The 16186-nt window shown below is 51.1% G+C and carries 15 protein-coding genes and 1 other annotated feature; all 15 genes read left to right on the top strand.

What is annotated here, in order from left to right; genetic code table 11:
• The first annotated feature begins 164 nt into the window (after positions 1 to 164).
• The 15 genes from rpmG (at position 165) to tuf (ending at position 16183) form a co-directional block, all read left to right on the top strand.
• A complete protein-coding gene (gene rpmG, locus B2633_RS06875; protein WP_481041619.1) occupies positions 165 to 314 on the top strand; it encodes a 50S ribosomal protein L33 in 150 nt (49 codons plus the stop codon).
• 90 nt (positions 315 to 404) lie between these two features.
• The gene (gene secE / locus B2633_RS06870; protein ID WP_481043042.1) at positions 405 to 575 is read left to right on the top strand and encodes a preprotein translocase subunit SecE; all 171 of its coding nucleotides are present in this window, start codon (positions 405 to 407) and stop codon (positions 573 to 575) included.
• A 14-nt stretch (positions 576 to 589) separates the two neighbouring features.
• Positions 590 to 1186, top strand: a complete 597-nt coding sequence (nusG, locus tag B2633_RS06865) for a transcription termination/antitermination protein NusG (protein ID WP_481041617.1) — start codon at positions 590 to 592, stop codon at positions 1184 to 1186.
• A 12-nt stretch (positions 1187 to 1198) separates the two neighbouring features.
• Entirely contained in the window at positions 1199 to 1624 is a 426-nt protein-coding gene (rplK, locus tag B2633_RS06860; protein WP_483169880.1) for a 50S ribosomal protein L11, read from the top strand.
• A gap of 50 nt (positions 1625 to 1674) precedes the next feature.
• Positions 1675 to 2376, top strand: a complete 702-nt coding sequence (gene rplA / locus B2633_RS06855) for a 50S ribosomal protein L1 (RefSeq protein WP_481041613.1) — start codon at positions 1675 to 1677, stop codon at positions 2374 to 2376.
• Between the two features lie 14 nt (positions 2377 to 2390).
• Positions 2391 to 2533: a sequence feature (ribosomal protein L10 leader region), on the top strand.
• Between the two features lie 28 nt (positions 2534 to 2561).
• On the top strand, positions 2562 to 3086 hold the full coding sequence (rplJ, locus tag B2633_RS06850) for a 50S ribosomal protein L10 (protein ID WP_483169879.1): 525 nt from the start codon (positions 2562 to 2564) through the stop codon (positions 3084 to 3086).
• Positions 3087 to 3138: 52 nt separating this feature from the next.
• Positions 3139 to 3510, top strand: a complete 372-nt coding sequence (rplL, locus tag B2633_RS06845) for a 50S ribosomal protein L7/L12 (RefSeq protein ID WP_481041609.1) — start codon at positions 3139 to 3141, stop codon at positions 3508 to 3510.
• Between the two features lie 137 nt (positions 3511 to 3647).
• Positions 3648 to 4334 (top strand): hypothetical protein, encoded by a 687-nt coding sequence (locus B2633_RS06840; RefSeq protein WP_483169877.1) that lies wholly within the window; start codon positions 3648 to 3650, stop codon positions 4332 to 4334.
• A gap of 191 nt (positions 4335 to 4525) precedes the next feature.
• Positions 4526 to 7987 carry a DNA-directed RNA polymerase subunit beta gene (rpoB, locus tag B2633_RS06835; RefSeq protein ID WP_483169876.1) on the top strand — a complete coding sequence of 1154 codons (3462 nt, stop codon included), beginning with the start codon at positions 4526 to 4528 and terminating at the stop codon, positions 7985 to 7987.
• A 58-nt stretch (positions 7988 to 8045) separates the two neighbouring features.
• Positions 8046 to 11555: a DNA-directed RNA polymerase subunit beta' gene (gene rpoC, locus B2633_RS06830; protein ID WP_481041603.1), complete on the top strand. Its 3510-nt coding sequence runs from the start codon at positions 8046 to 8048 to the stop codon at positions 11553 to 11555.
• 151 nt (positions 11556 to 11706) lie between these two features.
• Complete coding sequence (locus B2633_RS06825) at positions 11707 to 11976, top strand: L7Ae/L30e/S12e/Gadd45 family ribosomal protein (RefSeq protein ID WP_481041601.1); 270 nt, start codon at positions 11707 to 11709, stop codon at positions 11974 to 11976.
• Positions 11976 to 12353, top strand: coding sequence for a 30S ribosomal protein S12 (rpsL, locus tag B2633_RS06820; RefSeq protein WP_481041599.1), 378 nt, complete (start codon positions 11976 to 11978; stop codon positions 12351 to 12353). The genes B2633_RS06825 and rpsL overlap by 1 nt, the downstream gene beginning before the upstream one ends.
• 14 nt (positions 12354 to 12367) lie before the next feature.
• Positions 12368 to 12838 carry a 30S ribosomal protein S7 gene (rpsG, locus tag B2633_RS06815; RefSeq protein ID WP_481041597.1) on the top strand — a complete coding sequence of 157 codons (471 nt, stop codon included), beginning with the start codon at positions 12368 to 12370 and terminating at the stop codon, positions 12836 to 12838.
• Between the two features lie 21 nt (positions 12839 to 12859).
• Positions 12860 to 14953, top strand: coding sequence for an elongation factor G (gene fusA, locus B2633_RS06810; protein ID WP_483169875.1), 2094 nt, complete (start codon positions 12860 to 12862; stop codon positions 14951 to 14953).
• Between the two features lie 27 nt (positions 14954 to 14980).
• Positions 14981 to 16183, top strand: a complete 1203-nt coding sequence (gene tuf, locus B2633_RS06805; protein WP_483169874.1) for an elongation factor Tu — start codon at positions 14981 to 14983, stop codon at positions 16181 to 16183.
• Positions 16184 to 16186 lie beyond the last annotated feature (3 nt).

Raw genomic sequence — 16186 nt, 5'->3', positions numbered from 1 at the left:
TCACTTCCATTAACAGCTAAATTGATTTACCATACCGGGGAACAACAGCAGGGATTAACCCCTGCTGTTGTTTCTACCCAAAATCAGGTAACATTGACACCTTGCTTACAGTGTGATAGAGTATTCTAGGATTTTTGTGTACCAGGATGGAGGTGTCGAAGAGCATGAGGGTCGGTATAACCATGGCCTGCACCGAGTGCAAGCAGCGCAATTATACAACCACCAAAAACAAGAAGAAGCATACCGAAAAAGTTGAAGTGAAAAAGTACTGCAGATTTTGCAATACCCATACCGTCCATAAGGAAATTAAGTAGAATCAGGATGTGAAAGTTTTGACCAAGAACAGCAGTCCTGCCAAAAAAGATGAAAACGTCAAAGGCAAATGGGATCAAGTTAAAGGATTCATGCTGGGTGTATGGTATGAATTGAAAAAGGTCCACTGGCCTAACCGCCAACAGCTCCTGGCCTATACCGGCGTGGTGCTGGTTTCGGTAGCCTTTGTAGCCATACTGATCTGGATCTTTGATATGGGCTTATCATTCGCCCTGGACAGATTATTTAAAGCCTTTGCTTAAAGGAGGTAGTTCCCATGACCACATCGAAAGTTGATTCCGCATTACCGGAAGAGGTTGGAACTGCTGCAGAGGCTGCGCCCGAGACCCGGGGAGAATGGTTCGTGGTTCATACCTATTCGGGTTATGAAAACAAGATCAAAGTGGACCTGGCTAAAAGGGTTGAATCCATGAATATGCAGGATAAGATCTTTGATGTTTTAATCCCTGAAGAAAAAGAGGTCGAGTATAAAGGCGGCAAAAGGAAGGTCACCAGCAAGCGGGTATTCCCCGGCTATGTTCTGGTAAACATGATTATGAGCGAGGATTCCTGGTATGTGGTTCGACACACTCCCGGTGTCACTGGATTTGTAGGCAGCGGCAGCAAGCCCATTCCTCTGCGCGAAGATGAAATCAACAAAATCCTGCGCCAAATGGGCCTGATCGAAAGCAAACCGAAATTCATTGATATCGAAATCGGGGAGAACATCAGGGTTCGCACTGGCCCCTTTGCCAATTTCGAGGGCATCGTCAAAGAGCTGCTCCCGGATAGAGGAAAAGTAAGGGTTAATATTTCCATGTTCGGCAGGGAAACCCCAGTCGAGCTGGATTATGAACAAATAGAAAAACTGTAAGGAGGTGAAGAGTTGGCTAAAAAGGTTATTGGCAAGGTATCATTACAGATCAGCGCCGGAAAAGCCACCCCTGCCCCGCCAGTCGGGCCTGCACTGGGTCAATATGGTGTCAATATTATGGGATTTTGCAAGGATTATAACGCCAGGACAGCTGATAAAACCGGTTTTATCATCCCGGTTGAGATCACCGTCTTTGAAGACCGTTCCTTTACCTTCGTATTGAAGTCCCCACCGGCCTCAGACCTCTTAAAGAAGGCCGCCAGTGTTGAAAAAGGCTCAGGTGAGCCTAATAAGAAAAAGGTCGGCAAAGTGACTCGGGCCAAGGTCGTAGAAATCGCTGAAACCAAGAAAGATGACCTGAACGCAGCCGATCTGGACGCTGCTATTCGCATGATCGAGGGCACCGCGCGCAGTATGGGATTGGAAGTAGTCGAATGACACTAATGTGGGAGGATTAAATCCGCACCAACCACAAGGAGGTATACTTAATGAAACGAGGCAAGGCCTATCAGGACGCTGCCAAACAAATCGACAGAACGCAATTGTACGAACCAGCCCAGGCATTGCAAATGGTTAAAGACATTGCCAAGGCCAAGTTCGATGAAACCGTAGAAGTTCACATCAAATTAGGGGTAGACCCCCGCCATGCTGACCAGCAGGTTAGAGGCACGGTCAGCCTGCCGCACGGAACCGGAAAAACCCGGAGAGTGCTGGTTTTTGCTAAAGGAGAAAAAGTAAAAGAGGCCGAAAATTCCGGAGCTGACTATGTCGGCGCCGAAGACCTCGCCGAGAAGATCCAGGGCGGCTGGTTTGATTTCGATGTCGCGGTCGCTACACCGGACATGATGGCGGTGGTTGGTAAGTTAGGTAAAATATTGGGGCCTCGCGGTCTTATGCCCAACCCCAAATCAGGCACTGTAACCTTCGATATCGAGCGCACCATCAAGGAACTCAAGGCTGGACGCATTGAATACCGTGTGGATAAAAACGCTATTATTCATGCGCCTATCGGCAGAGTATCCTTCGAGATTGACAAGCTGCAGGAAAACCTGACGGTTTTTTCCGAAGCATTAATCAAGGCCCGCCCGGCTGCAGCCAAAGGTCAGTACATGCGCTCAGTTACGGTCTGTTCAACTATGGGCCCGGGGATTAAAATCAACCCGTTGGTATTGGCTGCCATGAGCAAATAAGCCTTACCCTATACAAAAACTGCAAATCAAAACCGTAGACAGCCGGTGGGAAACCTTAAAGAACGTCGTTCGCCAGCCGAGGTTATGATCGAATAGATTTATGATATAGACTATTGGATAACCTCTGCACAGGCTGCAGAGGTTTTTGATTTGTGGCCCAAATGACAAAAAGGGGGTGAAGTAAAATGCCGAAATTGGAAGAAAAACAAAAGGTTGTGCAGCAGCTTCAAGACAGGATCGATAAAGCCAGCTTGATCATTTTCACCGACTATCGCGGCTTGAATGTTGAAGAGATGACCTCTCTGAGGAACCGGCTGCGCATTCCCGGTGTGGAATACCGGGTGGTTAAAAACACCATGATGGAATTTGCCCTGGGCAACTGTGGCTACAATGAGATCGTCAATCAGATTGACGGTCCCAATGCGGTTTTATTCAGTGACGATGACCTGGTAACACCCGCCAAAGCCATTTATGAGTTCATCAAGGAGCGCAAGAAACTCGAGGTCAAAGTGGGAATCGTGCAGGGCCAGGTGGTGGCGGCCGACCGTATTAAGGCTTTGGCCGACCTGCCGCCTAAAGAAGTACTCCTGGCTCAGGTAGTGGGAACCATGCAGGCTCCGATAACCAGCCTGGTGTATGTGCTTAATGCCAACATATCCGGATTAGCCCGGGCATTGGATCAAATCCGCGTACAGAAAGCCGCCGGCTAAGCCAATAGATAGACTGCCTAAAAGAATAATTAAGAAACAGGAGGTTTTTTCAATGAGTAAAGTACAGGAAGTTATCGATATCGTTAAAGGTCTCACCGTTCTGGAACTGTCCGAGCTGGTCAAGGCATTGGAAGAAGAATTCGGCGTGAGCGCCGCCGCCCCCATGGCGGTTGCCGCTGCTCCGGCCGCCGCCGCCGAGCCCGAAGAAGAACAGACCGAGTTCGATGTAATCCTGACTTCTTCCGGCGAGAAGAAGGTCAATGTCATCAAGGTAGTCCGCGAACTGACCAGCCTGGGCCTGAAAGAGGCCAAAGATCTGGTTGACGCCGCACCCAACCCCATCAAGGAAAAGGTCACCAAACAGGAAGCCGCTGAAATCAAAGCCAAGATCGAAGAGGCCGGCGGAACTGTGGAGATCAAATAACTTGCCCCATAAAAAGGTGCTGTGCAGGCAGCACCTTTTTTTATTGGGAAATTCGTAATAAGATTATATTAGAATGGTGCAACCTGGGAATATATATAGAAGGGTTTAATAACAGGGGATAGGGGGATGATTCTATAATGAGGCTGAATGTGGTTTTTCTGGTCTTAGTATTATTGTTGGCCTGCCCTGCAGATGTCTTGGCCGCCGATTTCGACTGGACCCTGACCTGGCAAAACGGTCAGATTCTAACTGAAACCATAACTACCGATGACCCGGATCTTATTAACCCGGAGGGTGGCTGGCAGCGGCAGAGCGGGCAGCCTGATACCTTCACCCGCCAGATTGAGGGCTGGACTTCCTACAACCAACTGTCCGACCGTTTGCCCATTGTGGCTAAAACCAAGAACTATGTGGCTGTTAAAATTACCAAGATAACGCTTGATTCACAAACCTATAAGGAAGGCACCACGTTCTATGATTTGACCGCTGCTAGATCAGGCCAGGTCAAAATGGAAGTTCCCGGCTTTATCATGAAAGCCAGGCCGGCTGTGAAATCACAATGGCCTGAAGGCTTTGCCGCCACCTGGGCCATTGCGACCCAGGCAGAGACTGAAGAGTATAGATTCGCAATGACCGCCATTACCATTGAGATTCTGCCATCAGTTATAAGCCTCCTGGTCATTGGCTGGGGCCTTATCTGGATAGTCTACCGGCGGCAGGTCAAGCGCATGGAGAGGCTGATCGATGCCAGGTATTCTCTGGATAATGTTGTGCAAGCAGAGATTCCCACTATAGAGCAAGCCGAAGATAAACCTGATATATAATGAAAAAGTGAAAAAATTACAGAAAACCCTTGACCTCCAGTACCTCATATGCTAACATTAATACTTGCCATTTAGTAATAAACTAAGTGGCTTTATGGTATAAATGCTGGGGTAGTTTCGAATAAAGCGAGGTTTTAGATTAGGCCTTGCTTTTCACTCTTTTCGGATTAAAAAAAAGGGGTGAACACTGGATGGCAAAAGTTGAACAATATGGTCGAGTCCAGCGGCTCAGTTACTCAAGGATCGATGAACCCATTGAGCTGCCCAATCTTATCCAGATGCAGCTGAGTTCCTACCGCTGGTTTATCGAAAAGGGATTAAGGGAGGCTTTACAGGAAGTATTCCCCATATCCGATTTTACCGGCAATTTGGAATTAGGTTTCATTGATTACAGCCTGGGTGAACCCAAGTACGAGGTTCACGAATGCAAGGAAAGGGATGTTAGCTATCAAGCCCCCTTGAAACTGAAGGTGCGGCTTACAGATAAAGAAAACGGGGAGATTAAAGAATCAGAAGTGTATATGGGTGATCTTCCCCTCATGACCGACAAGGGAACCTTCATTATTAATGGTGCGGAACGTGTGGTTGTCAGCCAATTGGTAAAATCGCCCGGGGTATATTTTAATGACCGCGTGGATGTGGCCGGCAACAAATTGTATGGCTCCACCATCATTCCCAACCGCGGGGCCTGGTTTGAACTGGAAATGGACAGCGCCGGGGTTATCTATACCCGTATAGACAAGACCCGTAAAATCCCGGTTACGGTACTTTTAAGATGCATTGGCTTTGAGACCAATGAGGTCATTCTCAGTCTTTACGAAGAGGAAGAGATCCTCGCCAAAACCCTGGACAAGGATACCACCACCAACAAGAAGGAAGCCCTGATCGAATTTTACCGCCGTCTCCGTCCCGGAGAAATGGCTACGGAAGACGCCGCGGAACAGCTCTTGAACAACCTGTTCTTCGATCCGCGCCGCTACGATATGGCCCAGGTAGGCCGTTACAAGGTGAATAAAAAGCTGGGTCTGGACATTCCGGTTGAAACCAGACATTTAACCGTAAAAGACATCACCGCCACCATCGGCTATCTCATCCGTCTGATTCAGGGCGATGGCAAGACCGATGTTATCGACCACCTCGGCAACCGCCGTCTGAGGTCAATTGGCGAACTCCTGCAGAACCAGTTCCGCACCGGTTTGGTACGCATGGAGCGGGTGGTGCGGGAGCGTATGAGCATCCATGATGTGGAGAGCTTGACCCCCCAGGTACTTATTAATATCCGGCCTATCACCGCAGCGGTGAAGGAGTTCTTTGGCAGCTCACAGCTGTCGCAGTTTATGGACCAAACCAATCCCCTGGCCGAACTCACTCACAAAAGACGCTTGAGCGCCCTGGGACCAGGTGGCCTGACCCGCGAGAGGGCCGGCTTCCAGGTCCGCGACGTGCACCATTCGCACTACGGCAGGATCTGCCCCATCGAGACCCCTGAAGGTCCCAACATAGGACTGATCGGGAATCTGGCCACCTTCGGGAGGGTCAATGACTTCGGGTTTATCGAAACCCCTTATCGCAAAGTGGATAAGGCCACGGGCAGGGTGCTGGAAGAGATTCACTATCTGTCCGCAGATGAAGAGGAAGAATTCGTGGTAGCTCAGGCCAATGCTCCCCTGGACGAGAACGGCTATTTCAGGGAGGACCGCGTCGAGGCCCGTTTCGCGGAAGAGATCCTGGAGGTGCCGGTAAACCGTGTAGACTATATGGACGTTTCCCCCAAACAGGTCTTCAGTGTGGCCACCTCGTTGATCCCCTTCCTGGAAAACGATGACGCCAACCGCGCTCTGATGGGGGCCAATATGCAGCGCCAGGCGGTGCCGCTGGTACGCACCCAGGCTCCGGTGGTTGGCACCGGCCTGGAGTATAAGGCGGCCAAGGACTCGGGAGCCGTGGTTCTTTCCAAAAAATCCGGACGGGTGCGCAAAGTCAGTGCCGACCGCATCGTGATCGACACTGATGGCGGAGGCATCGAAATCCATAATCTGCTGAAGTTTGTACGTTCCAATCAGGGTACCTGCTATAACCAGCGGCCTATTGTAAGAGCCGGAGACTATGTGGAAGCCAATGAGATAATCGCCGACGGCCCCAGCACATGCAATGGCGAGCTGGCCTTGGGACGCAATGTCCTGGTGGCTTTCATGCCCTGGGAAGGATACAATTACGAGGACGCCATTCTAATATCGGAGAGATTGGTTAAGGAAGATGTATTTACTTCTATTCACATAGAGGAATATGAATGCGAAGCTCGCGATACCAAACTGGGGCCTGAGGAAATCACCCGGGACATTCCCAACGTATCTGAAGATATGCTAAAAAACCTGGATGATCAAGGGGTTATCCGGGTAGGGGCCGAGGTTCGCGCCGATGACATACTGGTAGGAAAAGTGACCCCCAAGGGAGAAACCGAGTTGACGCCGGAAGAAAGGCTGCTCCGAGCGATATTTGGGGAGAAAGCCAGAGAAGTCAGGGACTCCTCCCTGCGGGTGCCTCACGGTGAAGCCGGCAAAGTAGTAGCAGTGAAACGCTTTTCCAGGGAAAATGGCGATGAATTGCCCCCCGGGGTCAATCAACTGGTCAGAGTATATATAGCTCAGAAGCGCAAGATCTCCGAAGGCGACAAAATGGCAGGCCGGCACGGCAACAAGGGGGTTATTTCGAGAATATTGCCCGAAGAGGATATGCCTTTTCTTGAAGACGGCACCCCGGTACAGATTGTCCTCAATCCTCTGGGGGTTCCATCCCGCATGAATATCGGGCAGATCCTGGAATGCCACATGGGATGGGCCGCCAACGCCCTGGGTATGAACATTGCCACTCCGGTTTTCGACGGTGCCGATGAAGAAGATATATTCACTAAATTGTCTGAAGCCGAGCTGCCCATTAACGGCAAAGCGGTTTTGTATGACGGGCGCACCGGGGAACCATTTGACCACGAGATCACAGTGGGTTATGTTTACATGTTAAAACTGGCCCATCTGGTAGATGACAAGATTCATGCCCGGTCGATTGGACCTTACTCACTGGTAACTCAGCAGCCCCTGGGCGGCAAGGCTCAGTTCGGGGGCCAGCGTTTCGGGGAAATGGAAGTCTGGGCACTGGAGGCTTATGGGGCTTCTTATACCCTGCAGGAAATCCTGACCGTCAAGTCTGACGATGTGGTAGGGCGATTGAAAACCTACGAGTCGATTGTCAAAGGGGATAATATTCCGGAGCCAGGAGTACCGGAAGGCTTTAAGGTCTTGATCAAGGAACTGCAGAGCCTGGCCTTGGATGTGCGTATTCTCTCTGAAGATGACCAGGAGATCACCATCAAGGATATTGACTATGAGGTCAACGAAAAAGAAAAAGCGCGTGAACTGGGATTGGAACTGCCTGAGACCACCGTGGCCCGTTCCGCGCAAAGCGGTAGTGAATATGTCGATGATGCTGGCGCTGCAGAGGAAGCAGATGCAATGGCTGACGAGAGCGCCGGTCACTTAGACGAGGACCTTTTGAACCCAGAAATATTGGACGAAGAGATTTTGGAACAGGATATCCTGGACGAAGAGGTGCTCGACACCCTGGATGAAAGCGATGACAGGGAAGAGTACCTTGATTAACAGATCCTGAACAAAGGCTCGTTGACAGTGACGTATCTTCTGGAAAGGAGAGTCTGCCTTGTTAGACGTTAACAACTTTGAGCGGATTAAAATTGCCCTGGCTTCACCGGAACAGATTCGTTCCTGGAGCAGCGGGGAGGTTAAGAAACCGGAGACCATTAACTACCGCACCTTGAGGCCGGAAAAAGAAGGTCTGTTTTGCGAAAAGATCTTTGGACCGGTAAAAGACTGGGAATGTCATTGCGGCAAATATAAAAGGGTACGCCATCGCGGCATAGTTTGCGACCGCTGTGGCGTTGAAGTTACTACTTCCAAGGTCAGACGGGAGCGCATGGGGCATATCGAACTGGCCGCCCCGGTATCCCATATCTGGTATCTCAAGGGGATTCCCAGCCGTATGGGCTTGCTCTTGGACATGTCCCCCAAGGTTTTGGAAAAGGTTATATATTTCGTCAACTACATCGTTATCCACCCCGGCGATACGCCTTTATTGAGAAAACAGCTGCTCAATGAGAAGGAATACCGCGAAAACCGGGAACGTTATGGAGATACTTTTAAGGCCGGCATTGGCGCGGAAGCTATTAAAACCCTCTTAAGCGAAATCGATTTGGAAAGCATGTCTGAAGAACTCAAGGAGGAGATTGCCACCACCACCGGCCAGCGTAAAGGCCGTGCCATCAAGCGCCTGGAGGTAGTGGAGTCCTTCCGCCTGTCGGGAAATGACCCGGAATGGATGATAATGGATGTCTTGCCGGTGATTCCTCCGGAACTGCGCCCTATGGTGCAGCTTGACGGAGGCCGTTTTGCCACCTCAGACTTGAATGACTTATACCGCCGGGTGATCAACCGCAACAACAGACTGAAGCGCCTTTTGGATCTGGGTGCTCCGGACATAATCGTGCGCAATGAAAAGAGAATGCTGCAGGAGGCCGTGGACGCCCTGGTTGATAACGGCCGCCGCGGTCGTCCGGTCACCGGACCCGGCAACCGCCCCTTAAAATCCCTGAGTGATATGTTAAAGGGCAAACAGGGCCGCTTCCGGCAGAACTTGCTGGGCAAAAGGGTAGACTACTCCGGACGGTCGGTTATTGTGGTCGGGCCCAACCTCAAAATGCATCAATGCGGACTGCCCAAAGAGATGGCCTTGGAATTGTTCAAACCTTTTGTAATGAAGAAATTAGTGGACCGCGGCATTTCATCCAATATCAAAAGCGCCAAAAAAATGGTGGAGCGCGGCCGCGAGGAAGTCTGGGATATCTTGGATGATGTTATCAAAGAACACCCGGTGTTGTTAAACCGCGCCCCCACCCTGCACCGCTTGGGCATACAGGCCTTTGAGCCGGTGCTGGTGGAAGGCCGCGCCCTGCAATTGCATCCGCTGGTATGTACGGCATATAACGCCGACTTTGACGGCGACCAGATGGCGGTGCATGTGCCTTTGAGCGCTGAGGCTCAGACCGAAGCGCGCCTCTTGATGCTGGCCAGCAATAACATCCTTAATCCCAAGGATGGCAAGCCGGTATGCACCCCCACCCAGGATATGGTTATAGGTATGTTCTACCTGACCTACATGAGCAAAGAAGAATGGGAACGGCCTGCTGAAGCACTGCGCTGTTTCTCCAGCCCGGAGGAGGCCCGTATGGCCTACGAACTGGGACAGATCCAGTTGCGGGAAAAGATCAGGGTGAAGATGTCGTTTACGGTCAATTACGAACACCATTATAATGAGATCGTCGAAACTTCGGTAGGCCGGGTCATCTTTAATGAAGTCATGCCCGACAGCATCGGCTTCCATAATGAAGTAATAGACAAGAAAAAACTGGGCAATATCGTTTACGAATGTTACCGCCGCGAGGGCAATGCCCGCACTGCGGAGATGTTGGACGGCATTAAGCGCCTGGGCTACAAATTCAGCACCAAAGCTGGTATCAGCGTAGGTGTCACCGACTTTGAAACCCCTGAAGCCAAAGGGCGCATCCTGGCCGAGGCCGAGCAGGTGGTGGACAGTATTGAAGAGGACTTCCTTTTCGGTTTGATAACTGAAGATGAGCGTCACAGCCAGGTGGTGGAAATATGGAATCAGGCCACTGATGACGTAACCGATGCCCTGAAAACGGCCCTGCCTGAAGATAACCCGGTGTACATGATGGCTGTTTCCGGCGCGCGCGGCAACTTCCAGCAGATTCGTCAGCTGGCTGGAATGAGGGGCCTTATGGCTGACCCTTCAGGCAAGATCATTGACTTGCCCATCAAAGCCAACTTCCGTGAAGGCTTAACCGTTTTGGAATACTTCATCTCCACCCACGGAGCCCGCAAAGGTCTGGCTGACACCGCCCTGCGCACCGCCGACTCCGGGTATTTGACCCGCCGCCTGGTAGACGTATCCCAGGATGTCATCGTAAGAGAAGATGACTGTGAGTCAGTGGAAGGCATCTACGTGGAGAAGATTACCGAGGGTTCACAGCTGATCGAACCGCTGCACCAGCGCATCATCGGCAGGGTCTCGGTAGACACCATCCATCACCCGGACACTGGAGAGACCATGGTGCACGAAAATGAGATGATCGATGACGAAGTCGGCTATGAGATAGAGAAATCCGGCATCGACAAAGTGAAGATAAGAAGCGTCTTGACCTGCAAGACCAAGTACGGGGTGTGCAAGAAGTGTTATGGCCGCAACCTGGCCACCGGTTATGATGTCGAGATCGGCGAGGCGGTAGGCATACTGGCTGCGCAGTCCATCGGCGAGCCCGGCACGCAGCTGACCATGCGCACCTTCCACACCGGCGGCGTAGCCGGTGAAGACATCACCCGCGGTCTGCCCCGCGTAGAGGAACTCTTCGAGGTCCGCAAACCCAAGGGTCAGGCGGTGGTAGCCGAGGCCACCGGAAGGGTTAAATTGTCTGAGAATAAGGGACGCCGTGAAGTTCAGGTGCTGGGGGACGAAGATGAGCAACTGGGCGCCTACCTGGTGCACTATGGCTCCCGTCTCAAAGTCGGTGAAGGCGATTGGGTTGAACTTGGCGACGCTCTGACTGAAGGCCCCTTGAATCCCCATGACATTCTCAAGACCAAGGGCATGCAGGATGTGCAGCGCTATATCCTGCAGGAGGTGCAAAAGGTCTATCGTTCCCAGGGGGTTGATATCAGCGACAAACACATTGAGATCATGATTAGGCAGATGTTGAAGAAGGTCAAGATTGAATATTCAGGAGACACCTCTATGCTGCCCGGGGCCTTTGTCGATATCTCCAGCTTTGAAGAAGAGAACCGCAAGATCATTGAGCAGGGCGGCCTCCCCGCAGTATGCTCGCCGATGTTGCTGGGTATAACCAAGGCGTCTTTGAATACTGATTCTTTCTTGTCGGCAGCCTCTTTCCAGGAAACAACCAAGGTATTGACCGAAGCCGCCATAAAAGGCAAAATCGATTACCTGATCGGCTTGAAAGAGAATGTTATCATCGGCAAGCTTATACCTGCTGGAACCGGATATTCGACATACAGAAATATCCGGGTCTCAGAAAAGGCCGAGGCAGTGATGCCGATCCTGCAGGAAGAACCGGTTTAAACGACTAAAAGCATATTTGAGCGGTCCCCCACCAAATTAATCATGGTTATAATTGACTGGGGGACCACCAGGTGCTAAAATATTTAAGTGCGTGGCAAATAAGCTCGAATAATCTTTTTCGCCTATTTTCTGATGTTCGGAGGTTTATCTGTTGCCACTAGATGATCTAAAACAATCATCCCGGGTAATCGGCGCCAAACAGGTCAAAAAGGCCATTTCCCGGGGCATAGCAAGTAAAGTATACATTGCCTGTGATGCCGAACCCCATGTGGTTGAACCCATTAAGCAACTGTGCCACCAGCACCAGGTTGACATTGAGATGGTGAACAGCAAGAAAACCCTGGGTGAAGCCTGTGGCATTGATGTGGGTTCAGCAACCGTGGCATTGCTTGACAATAACATGGGGAAGGAGGTGCAATAGTGCCAACCATCAATCAATTGATAAGAAAAGGGCGCGAAAAGGTAGAAAAGAAGTCAACTGCGCCAGCATTAAAGAGCTGCCCCCAAAAACGCGGGGTATGCACACGTGTTTACACCACCACACCTAAAAAGCCGAACTCGGCATTGCGCAAAATTGCCAGGGTGCGTCTATCCAACGGGATTGAGGTAACTGCTTACATTCCTGGTATTGGCCACAATCTGCAGGAGCACTCGGTGGTTTTGATCAGAGGCGGTCGTGTAAAAGACCTGCCAGGGGTAAGATATCATATTATCAGAGGAACCTTGGATGCAGCTGGGGTTCAGAACCGCAACCGGGGAAGATCCAAATACGGCACCAAACGGCCCAAGAAAAAATAGGAGGGAGGCGCGATATGCCAAGAAAGGGACCCGTACCCAAAAGAGATGTTCTGCCAGATCCCATTTATCACAGCAAGTATTTTACCAAATTGGTTAATCAGATCATGTGGGACGGCAAAAAAAGCCTGGCAGAGAAAATCTGCTATTCGGCTTTTGACATAGTAGCTAGAAAAACCGGCAAAGACCCCATGGATGCCTTCGAAATCGCGATGAAGAACATCACCCCGATACTCGAAGTACGCGCCCGCCGGGTTGGCGGTGCCAACTATCAGGTGCCGGTCGAAGTCAGACCTGAAAGAAGACAAACCCTGGCGATTCGCTGGTTAGTGGGTTATGCCCGCAAACGCGGTGAAAAGACCATGGCTGAACGCCTGGCCGGAGAAATTGTTGATGCTTACAACAGCACCGGCCAATCAGTAAAAAAGAAAGAGGATACGCATAAGATGGCTGAGGCCAACCGGGCCTTTGCCCATTACCGCTGGTAATCACTTGTGCTGGGAGTGCCGATGGCTGCAAAGGCGGATTTGACTGCAATAAGAAATATTGGCATTATGGCCCATATAGATGCGGGCAAGACCACTACCACCGAGAGGATCCTTTTCTATTCCGGAAAGGTACATCGCATGGGTGAGGTCGATAAAGGCACCGCCACAATGGACTGGATGAGCCAGGAGCAGGAAAGGGGCATCACCATCACTTCTGCAGCTACCACCTGTGCCTGGAGGGATGCGGTTATCAACATTATCGACACGCCCGGGCATGTGGACTTTACTGTTGAGGTAGAGCGTTCATTGCGCATACTTGATGGAGCCATTGCAATTTTCTGCGCCGTGGCCGGGGTACAACCGCAATCGGAGACGGTATGGCACCAGGCCGATAGGTACGGCACCCCCCGCATTGCCTATATCAACAAGATGGATCGCATCGGCGCCGACTACTTCAGAGCAGTAAATATGATCCGGTCCGATCTGGGCAGCGAACCGGTCTTGATCCACCTCCCCATAGGGGTAGAGGATCTTTTCTCTGGTGTTATCGATCTCATCCGGCTCAAGGCCTACATATATGAGGAAGACAGCGGAGAGCATTTCCTGGTCAGGGATCTGACAGCCCAGCAGATGGAAGAAGCCTTGGAATACCGCCAGCAATTGTTGGAAAAACTAGCCGAGTTCGATGATAATATGCTGGAAAAATACCTGGATGGTATCGACATCACGGTCGACGATATACAGCGATCGTTGCGCGCCCTTACCATTAAAAACAGAATTGTACCGGTTTTGTGCGGTTCTTCTTTCAAGAACAAAGGGGTACAGATGCTCCTGGATGCAGTGGTTGACTATTTGCCTTCGCCAGTGGATATTCCCGCGGTCAAGGGTGTGGATCCCAAAACCGGGCTGGAGATCAGCCGCCAGGCTGATGTTGCCGGGCCAATGTGCGCCCTGGCTTTTAAGGTGGCGGTGGATCCTTATGTGGGTAAACTTACCTACTTCCGGATTTATTCCGGCAGGGTGAAGGTTGGCGGCACGGTGATGAACAGCGGGAAAAACCGCCGGGAGCGGATTACCAAGATACTCAAAATGCATGCCAACCATCGTGAGGAGATTCAGGAAGCCCTGGCAGGTGATATCGTAGCTGCGGTAGGCTTGAAGGAAACGGTAACCGGAGATACCCTGTGCAGCGAGCCCGATACCATCGTACTCGAATCCATTCAGTTTCCTGACCCGGTGGTAGATGTAGCCATTGAGGCCAAAACCAAAGCAGACCAGGATAAAATCGGTGACAGTCTGCGGCGTCTAGCAGAAGAGGACCCTACTTTCAGAACCCGGATGGATGCCGAAACCGGGCAGACCATTATATCTGGAATGGGTGAGCTGCACCTGGAGATTATCGTGGATCGTTTGCTGAAGGAATTTAAGGTTAATGCCAATGTTGGTAAACCCCAGGTTTCCTATAAAGAGACCGCTAAAAAGAAAAACCGTGCTGAAGCCCGCTTCGACAAACAAGCTGGCGGGCGCGGTCAATTTGCTCACGTAATATTAGAAATCGCACCTCGGCCTGAAGGCCAGGGGGTGCAGTTTATCGATAAATCCAATCATGAACATATACCCCGGGAATTTGTTCCCGTCATTGAAAGTGGGGTGTTAGAAGGTCTACAGGCCGGGATTCTGGCAGGTTATCCAGTTGATGATGTGGAGGTAACCCTGAAAGGGGGAACTTTCCACGAAGTTGATTCCACAGAACAGGCCTTCAAAGTCGCTGCGGTGATGGCTCTTAAAGAAGCCCTCAAGGCAGCTGAACCGGTTTTGTTGGAACCTATTATGGACATTGAAATTGTCAGCCCGGAAGAATATGTAGGAGATATTATTTCCGACCTCAACGCTCGCCGGGGAAGAGTGATGGGATTTGAAGAAAACCGTCACAGCAAGATTGTTAACGGCGAAGTGCCGTTAGCCGAAACATTTGGCTATGCAACCGCCCTGCGATCTGCCAGTCAGGGCAGAGCCAGCTTCTCCATGCAGATCAAAAACTATGCGGAGATACCCGCATCAAAAGCCAGGGAAATTATGGCTAAAAGGTATGGTATACCCTTACAGGATATGTAAAACAGGAAAGGAAAGGTGAGAGAACAGATGGCAAAGGCTAAATACGAAAGGACGAAACCCCATTTAAACATTGGGACCATCGGACACATCGACCATGGCAAGACGACATTGACGGCGGCAATAACCCTGGTATTGTCAAAAGTCGGGGGAGCGAAAGCGACGTCGTATGCAGAAATAGACAAAGCCCCTGAAGAGAAAGAAAGAGGCATAACCATCAATACCGCGCATGTGGAATATCAGACCGAGAACCGGCATTATGCCCATGTGGACTGTCCGGGTCATGCGGACTACATCAAGAACATGATAACCGGAGCGGCACAGATGGACGGAGCCATCCTGGTGGTATCCGGAGCTGACGGCCCCATGCCCCAGACCCGGGAACACATCCTGTTGTCCAGACAGGTAGAAGTACCCTATATCGTAGTATTCATGAACAAGACCGACATGGTAGATGATGAAGAGCTCCTGGAACTGGTGGACATGGAAGTCCGCGAACTGTTGAGCTTCTATGAATTTCCCGGAGATGACCTGCCGGTAGTGAGAGGCTCCGCCTTAAAGGCTTTAGAATGCGGATGCGGCAACCGTGACTGCGAGTGGTGCGGACACATCTGGGAACTGATGGATGCGGTTGACAGCTACATCCCCATGCCGGAGAGAGCGGTAGACAAACCATTCCTGATGCCTATTGAAGACGTATTCACCATCACTGGACGGGGCACTGTGACCACCGGCAGAGTGGAGCGGGGCCAGGTGAAAGTGGGAGACGAAGTAGAGATCATAGGGATGCGGGAAGAGACCAGAAAGACCGTATGCACCGGCGTAGAGATGTTCAGAAAACTGTTGGATTACGCCCAGGCGGGAGACAACATAGGGACGTTGTTGAGAGGTGTAGACCGTAAAGAAGTGGAGAGAGGCATGGTATTGGCCAAGCCTGGGAGCATCAAGCCGTTGACCAAGTTCAATGCCGAGGTGTACGTATTGACCAAAGAAGAAGGCGGAAGGCACACCCCGTTCTTTGGCGGATACCGGCCGCAGTTCTACTTCAGAACCACTGATGTTACCGGGATCATCCAACTGCCTGAGGGAGTGGAGATGGTAATGCCGGGAGACAACGTGCAGATGGCAATCGAACTGATCACTCCCATCGCTATTGAACAGGGACTGCGCTTCGCAATCCGCGAGGGCGGCAGAACCGTAGGCGCCGGCGTGGTCACTTCCATTAACAGCTAAATT

It is taken from the genome of Syntrophomonas sp. UBA1041, assembly GCF_002316705.1.
Taxonomy (GTDB): domain Bacteria; phylum Bacillota; class Syntrophomonadia; order Syntrophomonadales; family Syntrophomonadaceae; genus DTU019.
Note: the sequence above shows the minus strand (reverse complement) of the source record. Positions and strands in the feature narration are given on the sequence as shown.